Genomic DNA, 11,295 nt, shown 5'->3' on the forward strand with positions numbered 1-11,295 from the left:
GGAAGAAAGTTTTGGAAATCACCGTCCAATCCTTTTTTCTTAAGCAAAACATGATATAATAAGTTTGTTTGAAGAAGAGCTCTAGCTCTTAAACTTAGATAGGAGAAAACTATGCAAGCAGTTGAACATTTTATTAAGCAATTTGTTCCTGAACATTATGATTTATTTTTAGACTTGAGTCGTGCGACCAAGACTTTTTCAGGGAAAGTGACCATTACTGGTCAAGCACAGAGTGACCGTATTTCCCTTCACCAAAAAGACTTGGAAATCGCTTCTGTAGAAGTTTCAGGGGAAGCTCGCCCATTCACAGTTGATCATGACAACGAAGCTCTTCATATTGAATTAGCTGAGGCTGGTCAAGTTGAAGTGGTTATCGCTTTCTCAGGAAAAATTACAGACAACATGACAGGGATTTACCCTTCTTATTACACAGTTGATGGAGTTAAGAAGGAGGTCTTGTCAACTCAATTCGAGAGCCATTTTGCGCGCGAAGCCTTCCCATGTGTGGATGAGCCAGAAGCCAAAGCAACTTTTGACCTCTCTCTACGTTTTGACCAAGCAGAAGGTGAATTGGCCTTGTCAAACATGCCTGAGATTGATGTTGAAAACCGTAAGGAAACAGGTATCTGGAAGTTTGAGACAACACCTCGCATGTCTTCTTACTTGTTGGCCTTTGTTGCTGGTGATTTGCAAGGTGTGACGGCTAAAACTAAAAACGGTACCCTCGTAGGTGTTTATTCAACCAAAGCTCACCCACTATCAAATCTTGATTTCTCACTGGATATCGCTGTTCGCTCTATCGAGTTTTACGAAGATTACTATGGAGTTAAATACCCAATCCCTCAATCTCTCCACATCGCCCTTCCTGACTTCTCAGCTGGTGCTATGGAAAACTGGGGGCTTGTGACCTACCGTGAAGTTTACTTGGTTGTGGATGAAAACTCAACATTTGCTAGCCGTCAACAAGTTGCCCTAGTTGTGGCCCATGAATTGGCTCACCAATGGTTTGGGAACCTCGTTACTATGAAATGGTGGGATGACCTTTGGCTCAATGAAAGCTTTGCTAACATGATGGAGTACGTCTGTGTGGATGCTATTGAACCAAGCTGGAATATCTTTGAAGATTTCCAAACAGGTGGTGTTCCGTCTGCCTTGAAACGTGATGCTACTGATGGTGTTCAGTCTGTTCACGTCGAAGTTAAACATCCAGATGAAATCAATACGCTCTTTGACGGAGCTATCGTCTATGCTAAAGGAAGCCGTCTCATGCATATGCTTCGCCGTTGGCTAGGTGATGCCGATTTTGCCAAAGGTTTACATGCCTACTTTGAAAAACATCAATACAGCAATACAATTGGTCGTGACCTTTGGGATGCTCTTGGTCAAGCATCAGGACGTGATGTCGCAGCCTTCATGGATTCTTGGTTGGAACAACCTGGTTATCCAGTTCTCACTGTCAAAGTTGAAAATGATGTCTTGAAGATTTCACAAAAACAATTCTTTATTGGTGAGCACGAAGATAAGAACCGTCTCTGGGTTGTGCCACTAAACAGCAACTGGAAAGGCTTGCCTGATACACTCGAAACTGAAAGCATCGAAATCCCTGGCTACGCAGCTCTTCTTGCAGAAAACAAAACAGCACTTCGTCTCAACACAGAAAATACAGCCCACTACATTACAGACTATCAAGGAGACTTGTTAGATGCTGTTCTTACTGACCTAGTTGAGCTTGATAACACAAGTAAACTGCAAATCGTCCAAGAACGTCGCTTGCTTGCTGAAGCAGGGCACATTTCTTATGCAGACTTGCTTCCAGTCCTTGATAAACTTGCTAAAGAAGAATCTTACCTTGTCGTTTCAGCTGTTTCTCAAGTAATATCTGCTCTTGAGCGCTTTATAGATGAAGGAACAGAAGCTGAAAGAGCCTTCAAAGCCTTGGTTGCTAAATTGGCTCGTCACAACTATGACCGTCTTGGTTTTGAAGCTAAAGATGGCGAATCAGATGAGGATGAGTTGGTTCGTCAGTTGGCTGTTTCTATGATGATTCGCTCAAATGATGCAGAAGCTAGTCAAGTCGCTAGCCAAATCTTCGCGGCTCACAAGGAGAATCTTGCAGGACTTCCAGCAGCTATTCGCTCACAAGTTCTGATCAATGAGATGAAACATCATGAGACTAAAGACTTGTTAGCACTTTATCTTGATACTTACACTCACGCAACAGATGCTGTCTTTAAACGCCAGTTGGCAGCTGCTCTTGCATACAGTACAGATGCGGATAATATCCAAAACTTGATTGCTTCTTGGAAGGACAAATTTGTGGTCAAACCACAAGACTTGTCTGCTTGGTACTTCCAGTTCTTAAGCCATCAAGCAACTCAGGAAACAGCATGGTCTTGGGCGCGTGAAAACTGGGCTTGGATTAAGGCAGCCCTTGGAGGAGATATGAGCTTTGATAGCTTTGTTATCCTTCCTGCACACGTATTTAAGACTCAGCAACGTTTGGCAGAGTACAAGGAATTCTTTGAACCGCAACTTTCTGACCTTGCTCTTAGCCGTAACATCGGTATGGGAATCAAGGAAATTGCAGCGCGTGTTGACTTGATTAACCGTGAAAAAGCTGCAGTGGAAGTAGTCGTTCTTCAATACGGAAATGCATAAATAAGCCTAAAATAAAAAGAAAACTCAACTATCTCATGTAAAATGTAGAGAGTTGAGTTTTTTTTAAGGCAAATTTGGTATAATGGTTTTAATAAGGAGGAGTTTCTCATGATAAAAATCTTATTGGTTGAGGATGACCTAGGCCTGTCAAATTCAGTATTTGACTTTTTAGACGATTTTGCAGATGTCATGCAGGTATTTGATGGGGAAGAAGGTCTCTACGAAGCTGAAAGTGGCGTCTATGATTTGATTTTGCTCGATTTGATGTTGCCTGAAAAAAATGGCTTCCAAGTCTTGAAAGAATTGCGTGAAAAGGGGATTACGACTCCAGTTCTGATCATGACTGCCAAGGAAAGTTTGGATGACAAGGGACATGGATTTGAACTGGGAGCAGATGATTATCTGACCAAACCTTTCTACCTAGAAGAACTCAAAATGCGAATTCAAGCCCTTCTCAAACGTTCAGGTAAATTTAATGAAAACACCTTGACTTATGGAAATATTGTAGTTAATTTGTCAACCAATACCGTTAAGGTTGAAGATACTCCTGTCGAATTACTGGGAAAAGAGTTTGATTTATTAGTTTATTTCCTTCAAAATCAAAATGTTATTTTGCCTAAGACTCAGATTTTTGATCGTCTATGGGGATTTGATAGTGATACAACGATTTCGGTTGTCGAAGTCTATGTTTCAAAAGTCCGTAAGAAATTAAAAGGAACCACTTTTGCAGAGAATTTGCAAACCTTGCGTAGTGTTGGGTATATTTTAAAAGATGTTCAGTAAACTAAAAAAAACATGGTATGCGGATGACTTTAGTTATTTTATCCGCAACTTTGGTGTCTTCACTCTGATTTTCTCCACCATGACCTTGATTATTTTGCAGGTCATGCATTCGAGTCTCTATACTTCGGTGGATGATAAGCTCCACGGACTGAGTGAAAATCCTCAGGCAGTTATTCAGCTTGCTGTAAATAGGGCAACAGAAGAGATCAAAGATTTAGAGAATGCCGCTACAGATACTAGCAAGACTGAGATAAAACCAAATGTTAGTTCTAACACAGAAGTCATTCTTTTTGATAAGAATTTCACCCAGCTTCTTTCTGGAAATCGATTTTTGGGATTGGATAAGATTAAGTTAGAGAAGAAAGAACTAGGCCATATCTATCAGATTCAGGTTTTTAATAGCTATGGACAAGAAGAAATTTATCGCATGATTTTGATGGAAACGAATATTAGTTCGGTTTCAACCAATATCAAGTATGCGGCTGTCTTGATTAATACCAGTCAGTTGGAGCAGGCCAGTCAAAAGCATGAGCAATTGATTGTAATTGTGATGGCTAGTTTCTGGATTTTGTCTTTACTTGCCAGTCTCTATCTAGCTAGGGTCAGTGTTAGGCCCCTGCTTGAGAGCATGCAGAAGCAACAGTCCTTTGTGGAAAATGCCAGTCATGAGTTACGAACTCCACTTGCAGTTTTGCAAAACCGCTTAGAGACCCTTTTCCGTAAGCCAGAAGCTACCATTATGGATGTGAGTGAAAGCATTGCGTCTAGTTTGGAAGAAGTTCGAAATATGCGTTTTTTGACGACGAACTTGTTGAATTTAGCTCGTAGAGATGATGGGATTAAGCCGGAACTTGCAGAAGTTCCAACTAGCTTTTTCAATACGACTTTCACAAACTATGAGATGATTGCTTCGGAAAATGACCGTGTCTTCCGTTTTGAAAATCGTATCCATCGAACAATTGTCACAGATCAACTTCTTTTGAAACAACTGATGACCATCCTATTTGATAATGCTATCAAATATACTGAGGAGGATGGTGAAATTGATTTTATGATTTCAGCGACTGATCGTAATCTTTATTTGTTAGTTTCTGACAATGGAGTCGGTATTTCAGCAGAAGATAAGAAGAAAATTTTTGATAGATTTTATCGAGTTGATAAGGCTAGAACCCGCCAAAAAGGTGGTTTTGGTTTAGGTTTATCCCTAGCCAAGCAAATTGTAGATGCCCTAAAAGGAACCATTACTGTTAAAGATAATAAACCGAAAGGAACAGTCTTTGAAGTGAAGATTGCCATCCACACACCATCTAAAAAGAAAAAATAAAAATATCGCTCCAGCTGGGGCGATATTTTGGATTTATCTTCTACGTTTTTGCTTGATAATAGATCGTTGAACTTTTAAGACAAGTAAGCTGGATCCGATTGCTGCGACAAAGGCAAGAGCAGGTGATAATTTTAATGCTAAAAAGATAAAACTAAAAATAGCAATACAGATACAAAAAACAGCGATATTAACAAAAAATAGGATTTCCTTGAGATTGGTATCAGATTGCGCTTCAGGTGTATAATCTTGATAGCGAGGAACCTGCTGGCTTAATTCTTCTTGATTGTCCACCTCATAGGATTGTAATTTTCTTACGGGCATTATTCTCTCCTTAACAGTACATACCTATTTTATCATTTTTTCAGCAGAGAATTATTACAGAAAGGTTACAATAAGAATAAAGTCCCTTTTCATTTTTAAAGAATGGCTGATTTTCCAGAAATGTGGTATAATTTTTCTTATGGAAAAGATTATCATTACAGCAACTGCTGAAAGTATTGAACAAGTTAAACAACTGCTCGAAGCTGGCGTAGACCGTATCTATGTCGGTGAGAAAGATTTTGGTCTTCGTCTGCCAACGACCTTTAGTCATGACCAATTGCGTGAAATCGCTAAGCTGGTTCATGATGCTGGTAAGGAATTAATCGTTGCAGTCAATGCCCTCATGCACCAAGATATGATGGATCGTATCAAGCCTTTCTTAGACTTTTTGGAAGAAATCAAGACAGACTACATTACGATTGGGGATGCAGGTGTCTTTTACGTAGTCAACCGCGATGGTTATTCATTTAAGACCATCTACGATGCTTCAACCATGGTAACTAGCAGTCGTCAGATAAACTTCTGGGGACAAAAAGCTGGCGCATCTGAGGCGGTTTTGGCGCGTGAAATTCCATCGGCTGAACTCTTCAAAATGCCAGAGATTTTGGAAATTCCTGCTGAAGTTTTGGTTTACGGAGCTAGTGTTATTCACCATTCTAAGCGTCCGCTCTTGCAAAACTACTATAACTTTACGCATATCGATGATGAAAAGACTCGCAAGCGTGACCTTTTCTTGGCAGAGCCAAGTGACCCAGAGAGCCACTACTCCATCTTTGAAGACAATCATGGGACCCACATCTTTGCCAACAATGACCTTGATTTGATGACTAAATTGACAGAATTAGTGGAGCATGGTTTTACTCACTGGAAATTAGAAGGTCTCTATACTCCAGGTCAGAACTTTGTTGAGATTGCGAAACTCTTTATCCAAGCGCGTAGCTTGATTCAAGAGGGTAACTTTAGCCATGACCAAGCCTTCTTGCTGGATGAAGAAGTGCGTAAACTTCACCCTAAAAATCGCTTCCTTGATACAGGATTTTATGACTACGATCCTGATATGGTTAAATAGGACATCAAAACCCGAAATAAAAATGTTCGGGTTTTTCTAGTGTATCCATGAAATAAAAACGGATACATGTTATAATAGAAATAGCTCTTTTATGGAGGTGTTTGAGTGGAAAATCTGAAGAAAATGGCAGGTATCAAGGCTGCTGAGTTTGTCAAGGATGGCATGGTTGTCGGACTGGGAACGGGTTCTACTGCCTATTATTTTGTAGAAGAAATCGGTCGTCGTATTAAGGAAGAAGGCTTGAAGATTACAGCTGTAACGACTTCTAGTGTGACTAGTAAACAGGCTGAAGGGCTTAATATCCCACTCAAGTCTATTGACCAAGTAGACTTCGTCGATGTGACAGTCGACGGGGCGGATGAAGTGGATAGTCAGTTTAATGGAATCAAAGGTGGTGGTGGTGCCCTTCTGATGGAGAAGGTTGTCGCAACGCCTTCAAAAGAATATATTTGGGTGGTGGATGAAAGCAAGCTGGTTGAGAAACTAGGTGCTTTTAAATTGCCAGTAGAAGTGGTTCAGTATGGTGCAGAACAGGTCTTTCGTCGTTTTGAGCAAGCTGGCTACAAACCAAGCTTCCGTGAAAAAGATGGCCAACGTTTTGTGACGGATATGCAGAACTTTATCATTGACCTTGCCTTGGATGTCATTGAAGATCCAATTGCTTTTGGACAAGAATTGGACCATGTAGTTGGTGTTGTAGAACACGGATTATTCAACCAAATGGTGGATAAGGTCATCGTTGCTGGACGAGACGGGGTTCAGATTTTAACTTCAAGCAAAGCAAAATAATAAGGAGATACACTATGTCAAAATTTAATCGTATTCACTTGGTGGTACTGGATTCTGTAGGAATCGGTGCTGCACCAGATGCTAATAACTTTGTCAATGCAGGGGTTCCAGATGGAGCTTCTGACACACTGGGACACATTTCAAAAGCAGTTGGTTTGAATGTCCCAAACATGGCTAAAATTGGTCTTGGAAATATTCCTCGAGAAACTCCTCTCAAGACTGTTCCAGCTGAAAGCAATCCAACAGGATATGCAACAAAATTGGAAGAAGTATCTCTTGGTAAGGATACTATGACTGGACACTGGGAAATCATGGGACTCAATATTACTGAGCCCTTCGATACTTTCTGGAACGGATTCCCAGAAGAAATCCTGACAAAAATCGAAGAATTTTCAGGACGTAAGGTCATTCGTGAAGCTAACAAACCTTACTCAGGAACGGCTGTTATCGATGATTTTGGACCACGTCAGATGGAAACTGGGGAGTTGATTATCTATACTTCAGCTGACCCAGTCTTGCAAATTGCTGCCCACGAAGATATTATTCCTTTGGATGAATTGTACCGTATTTGTGAATACGCTCGTTCAATTACACTTGAGCGTCCTGCCCTTCTAGGTCGTATCATTGCCCGTCCTTATGTAGGTGAACCAGGTAACTTCACTCGTACAGCAAACCGTCGTGACTTGGCTGTATCTCCATTTGCACCGACTGTTTTGGATAAATTGAATGAAGCTGGTATCGATACTTACGCTGTTGGTAAAATCAATGATATCTTTAACGGTGCTGGTATCAACCATGACATGGGCCACAACAAGTCAAACAGCCACGGAATTGATACACTCTTGAATACTATGGGACTTGCTGAGTTTGAAAAAGGATTCTCCTTCACAAACTTAGTGGACTTTGATGCCCTTTACGGTCACCGTCGCAATGCTCATGGTTACCGTGATTGTTTGCATGAGTTTGATGAACGCTTGCCTGAAATTATAGCAGCCATGAGAGAGAACGACCTTCTTTTGATTACTGCGGACCATGGAAATGACCCAACTTACGCAGGAACAGACCACACTCGTGAATATATCCCACTTTTGGCTTACAGTCCTGCCTTTAAAGGAAACGGTTTGATTCCAGTTGGACATTTTGCAGATATCTCAGCGACAGTTGCAGATAACTTTGGTGTGGAAACTGCCATGATTGGGGAAAGTTTCTTAGATAAATTGGTATAAGATGAAACGCTATGCTTTACTGGTAAGGGGCATTAATGTCGGTGGGAAAAATAAAGTTGTCATGGCGCAACTTCGTCAAGAACTGACAGAGTTGGGACTGGAAAAGGTTGAGACCTACATCAACAGTGGCAATATTTTCTTTACTTCGACAGACCCCAAAGCCCGATTGGTTGAAAAGTTAGAGGCTTTCTTTGAAGTTCATTATCCATTTATTCAGAACTTTTCCTTGCTGAGTCAGAAAGACTATGAAGCAGAGCTGGAAAATCTGCCAGATTGGTGGACTAAAGACCTAGCTCGAAAAGATGTGCTCTTCTACACGGAGGGCTTGGATGTGGCTCAAGTGATCGAGAAAGTGAACGGTTTGGAACTGGAAGATGAAGTGGTTCATTTTGGAAGACTTGGGATTTTCTGGGAGAAATTCTCTGAGGAATCCTACTATGCAACTGCCTATCATAAGTACTTGCTCAAGATGCCTTTCTACCGCCAAATCACCATTCGCAATGCTAAAACTTTTGACAAAATCGGTCAAATGCTAAAAAATAATAAAGGAGACACACAATGACATTTTTAGATAAGATCAAGGAAACAGCTGCTTTCCTGAAAGAAAAGGGTATCCTAGCGCCTGAATTCGGTTTAATCCTTGGATCAGGACTTGGAGAATTGGCAGAGGAAATCGAAAATCCTGTTGTAGTAGACTATGCTGAGATTCCAAACTGGGGTCGTTCGACAGTAGTCGGACACGCTGGTAAATTGGTATATGGAGAACTTGCAGGTCGCAAGGTCTTGGCTCTTCAAGGTCGTTTCCATTTCTACGAAGGAAATCCTCTTGAAGTTGTGACTTTCCCAGTTCGTGTCATGAAAGTTCTGGGATGTGAAGGTGTCATTGTAACCAATGCAGCTGGAGGTATTGGATTTGGTCCTGGTACCTTGATGGCTATCTCAGACCATATCAATATGACGGGGCAAAACCCATTGATGGGTGAAAACTTGGATGATTTTGGTCCTCGTTTCCCAGATATGTCTAAGGCCTACACACCAGAATACCGTGCTACTGCCCATGAAGTGGCTAAAAAACTTGGTATTAAGCTTGACGAAGGTGTTTATATCGGTGTTACTGGTCCGACTTATGAAACTCCAGCAGAAATCCGTGCTTATAAGACACTTGGAGCAGATGCAGTCGGTATGTCCACTGTTCCTGAAGTTATTGTGGCAGCTCACTCAGGCTTGAAAGTTCTAGGAATTTCATGTATTACTAACCATGCTGCAGGCTTCCAAGAAGAACTCAACCACGAAGAAGTTGTGGAAGTGACTGAACGTGTTAAAGGTGACTTCAAGGGCTTGCTTAAAGCGATTCTTGCAGAATTGTAATCATGTTAATAGAATTGTGGAGTATTTTTCGAAAAATCCCTTATAATTTTAGATTATTCCTAGCAGTAATTCTACAAGGAATAGTTTCGGGTTTATCTGGTATATTTCTCCATTATCTTTTAGAGATAGTTGAGAGTCTAGCTTTTGGTCAGTCAGAGCATCATAGTGGATTTTTGACAGATGGAGTTTCCTCCTCACGGATAGGACTAAGTTTAATAATCGTGGGTCTTGGCTCATCCTTGGTCTGGTATTTCTTGCAAAAAGGGTCGAAAATTTATTCCATCAAAGCTCAGATGAAGGATGAGACTTCACAATACAAGCTTCATTTTTTAAGACAGCTATTTCATTCAATTTGGCAGATCATTGCAGTTGGAGGGGGAGCCCCTATTGGCAAAGAAGCTGCACCACGAGAGATTGGAACTCTATTTGCAGGGCCAATTGGAAAAATATGTATACTGTCCATGAAGGATCGTATCTTTCTACTTGCTTGTGGTGCTGGTGCTGGTTTAGCGGCTGTTTATCAGGTTCCATTAACAAGTGTCTTCTTTGTTTTTGAAACCCTAGGAATTGCTCTATCTATTAAACGATTTGTCTTAGTCGGTTTGACTACCTATGTTTCAACCTATACAGCAGGATTGGTTATTTCAGATCAGGCTCTCTACCAGATTCCAGCCATTGCATGGTCATTAAAGGAAACGTGGATTATTCCCTTATTACTTCTTTTCTTAACCCCACTAGCTTGGCTTTTTGGTCGCTTGAGTAAAGAAGTGTCTTCAAACAGGATAAAAGATAAACGAGTACTTCTCACATTGCCTACAGCTTTTCTTTTTCTTGCTGGTCTTGCAATTTCCTTTCCACATCTACTTGGAAATGGACGCATGATGGCTCAGGAAGTATTGAATGGTAGCAATGGCAAAACAGTATTCCTCTTGTTTATCCTAAAAGCACTGGTCGTTCTTATTACTCTGTGGGCAGGGGCCTATGGTGGTACCCTTACGCCATCTTTTGCCTTGGGGATGGCTGGAGCTGCTCTCTTGGGCATGATTCTAGGTTTGGACAGTCAGCCAACCGTTTTACTTTTGGGTTCTGTTTGCTTTTTATCTGTGACCTTGAGGGCGCCCATTTCTGCAACCGGATTAGTTATAGGTTTCACTGGGCTAGGTACAGATTCTCTTCCGTATCTCTTAGTAACAGCTGTTTTAGCCTATGAATTTGCAAAAATGTTAGACCGCTTTCCTTGGGCTAGCATACTGTGTCAGAAGTCAAAGAATAAAGTAATTAGGTAGGAAATGCCGTTTCTTCTAATCAAGGATTTATCTTAAAAGATTAAAAACTATTGTCAGTTTATCAATAACTGTTTTAAATAAAAATGTAGTAGGCTTATCGGAGTCATGATTGAATCCGATTTTTCCTAGCTATAAAAATAAAAAAAGAAAGGTAGAGCGAGATGTTCTGATTTGAACACGAGCGGAAAACTTTTCTAAAAACTCAGAAGAGAAGGGAGTTCGGATTTGAATAAAAGCCGCTCTAAGCTTCTCAATATCATCAAAATTAAGAAAGAAAGGATGGGTAAACCGTATTTGCTGAACTGAATACGGGCGGAGAACTGTGTAAAAAAGATAAACTGTTTAGCATCTGCGATGCGTCATCAGTTTCTTATTTTTACTTTATTCTCTGTCGCTATCCTGAATTTAAAAAAAGAAAGGTAGAGTGAGGTGTTCTAATTTGAACACGAGCGGAAAACTTTTCTAAAAACT

10 protein-coding genes are annotated in these 11,295 nt (G+C 40.7%); 9 read left to right on the forward strand and 1 reads right to left on the reverse strand.

The window, feature by feature from the left end:
- Window positions 1–111: 111 nt before the first annotated feature.
- The 3 genes from HMPREF2628_RS09190 to ciaH all read left to right on the forward strand — a co-directional run bounded on the left by HMPREF2628_RS09190 (window position 112) and on the right by ciaH (window position 4,765).
- Complete coding sequence (locus HMPREF2628_RS09190; RefSeq protein WP_070842975.1) at window positions 112–2,658, forward strand: M1 family metallopeptidase; 2,547 nt, start codon at window positions 112–114, stop codon at window positions 2,656–2,658.
- Window positions 2,659–2,766: 108 nt separating this feature from the next.
- On the forward strand, window positions 2,767–3,441 hold the full coding sequence (ciaR, locus tag HMPREF2628_RS09195) for a two-component system response regulator CiaR (RefSeq protein WP_000590639.1): 675 nt from the start codon (window positions 2,767–2,769) through the stop codon (window positions 3,439–3,441).
- Window positions 3,431–4,765, forward strand: a complete 1,335-nt coding sequence (ciaH, locus tag HMPREF2628_RS09200; protein ID WP_070842976.1) for a two-component system sensor histidine kinase CiaH — start codon at window positions 3,431–3,433, stop codon at window positions 4,763–4,765. Before ciaR ends, ciaH begins: the two co-directional genes overlap by 11 nt.
- Window positions 4,766–4,798: 33 nt before the next feature.
- Here ciaH and HMPREF2628_RS09205 read toward each other — a convergent pair whose 3' ends face one another.
- Entirely contained in the window at window positions 4,799–5,086 is a 288-nt protein-coding gene (locus HMPREF2628_RS09205) for a DUF3270 domain-containing protein (protein ID WP_070842977.1), read from the reverse strand.
- Between the two features lie 139 nt (window positions 5,087–5,225).
- On the opposite strand from HMPREF2628_RS09205, the gene HMPREF2628_RS09210 reads away from it, so the two are divergent.
- The 6 genes from HMPREF2628_RS09210 (at window position 5,226) to HMPREF2628_RS09235 (ending at window position 10,824) form a co-directional block, all read left to right on the forward strand.
- Window positions 5,226–6,155, forward strand: a complete 930-nt coding sequence (locus tag HMPREF2628_RS09210) for a peptidase U32 family protein (protein WP_000411189.1) — start codon at window positions 5,226–5,228, stop codon at window positions 6,153–6,155.
- A 105-nt stretch (window positions 6,156–6,260) separates the two neighbouring features.
- On the forward strand, window positions 6,261–6,944 hold the full coding sequence (gene rpiA / locus HMPREF2628_RS09215) for a ribose-5-phosphate isomerase RpiA (RefSeq protein ID WP_070842978.1): 684 nt from the start codon (window positions 6,261–6,263) through the stop codon (window positions 6,942–6,944).
- Window positions 6,945–6,958: 14 nt separating this feature from the next.
- Window positions 6,959–8,170, forward strand: coding sequence for a phosphopentomutase (locus HMPREF2628_RS09220; protein ID WP_070842979.1), 1,212 nt, complete (start codon window positions 6,959–6,961; stop codon window positions 8,168–8,170).
- A 1-nt stretch (window position 8,171) separates the two neighbouring features.
- On the forward strand, window positions 8,172–8,732 hold the full coding sequence (locus HMPREF2628_RS09225) for a DUF1697 domain-containing protein (protein ID WP_070842980.1): 561 nt from the start codon (window positions 8,172–8,174) through the stop codon (window positions 8,730–8,732).
- The gene (locus HMPREF2628_RS09230; RefSeq protein ID WP_070842981.1) at window positions 8,729–9,538 is read left to right on the forward strand and encodes a purine-nucleoside phosphorylase; all 810 of its coding nucleotides are present in this window, start codon (window positions 8,729–8,731) and stop codon (window positions 9,536–9,538) included. Before HMPREF2628_RS09225 ends, HMPREF2628_RS09230 begins: the two co-directional genes overlap by 4 nt.
- Before the next feature lie 2 nt (window positions 9,539–9,540).
- Window positions 9,541–10,824 (forward strand): chloride channel protein, encoded by a 1,284-nt coding sequence (locus HMPREF2628_RS09235; RefSeq protein ID WP_070842982.1) that lies wholly within the window; start codon window positions 9,541–9,543, stop codon window positions 10,822–10,824.
- Window positions 10,825–11,295: the final 471 nt, after the last annotated feature.

The sequence above is a fragment of the Streptococcus sp. HMSC063B03 genome (assembly GCF_001836965.1).
In the GTDB taxonomy this organism is placed as follows: Bacteria; Bacillota; Bacilli; order Lactobacillales; family Streptococcaceae; genus Streptococcus; species Streptococcus pneumoniae_F.

What these genes read in the sequence shown, in the direction of transcription:
- ciaH (WP_070842976.1), top strand. Translation starts at nt 3,431, where the DNA reads ATGTTCAGTAAACTAAAAAAAACATGGTATGCGGATGACTTTAGTTAT.
- ciaR (WP_000590639.1), top strand. Translation starts at nt 2,767, where the DNA reads ATGATAAAAATCTTATTGGTTGAGGATGACCTAGGCCTGTCAAATTCA.
- HMPREF2628_RS09210 (WP_000411189.1), top strand. Translation starts at nt 5,226, where the DNA reads ATGGAAAAGATTATCATTACAGCAACTGCTGAAAGTATTGAACAAGTT.
- HMPREF2628_RS09220 (WP_070842979.1), top strand. Translation starts at nt 6,959, where the DNA reads ATGTCAAAATTTAATCGTATTCACTTGGTGGTACTGGATTCTGTAGGA.
- HMPREF2628_RS09235 (WP_070842982.1), top strand. Translation starts at nt 9,541, where the DNA reads ATGTTAATAGAATTGTGGAGTATTTTTCGAAAAATCCCTTATAATTTT.
- HMPREF2628_RS09230 (WP_070842981.1), top strand. Translation starts at nt 8,729, where the DNA reads ATGACATTTTTAGATAAGATCAAGGAAACAGCTGCTTTCCTGAAAGAA.
- HMPREF2628_RS09205 (WP_070842977.1), bottom strand. Translation starts at nt 5,086, where the DNA reads ATGCCCGTAAGAAAATTACAATCCTATGAGGTGGACAATCAAGAAGAA.
- HMPREF2628_RS09190 (WP_070842975.1), top strand. Translation starts at nt 112, where the DNA reads ATGCAAGCAGTTGAACATTTTATTAAGCAATTTGTTCCTGAACATTAT.
- HMPREF2628_RS09225 (WP_070842980.1), top strand. Translation starts at nt 8,172, where the DNA reads ATGAAACGCTATGCTTTACTGGTAAGGGGCATTAATGTCGGTGGGAAA.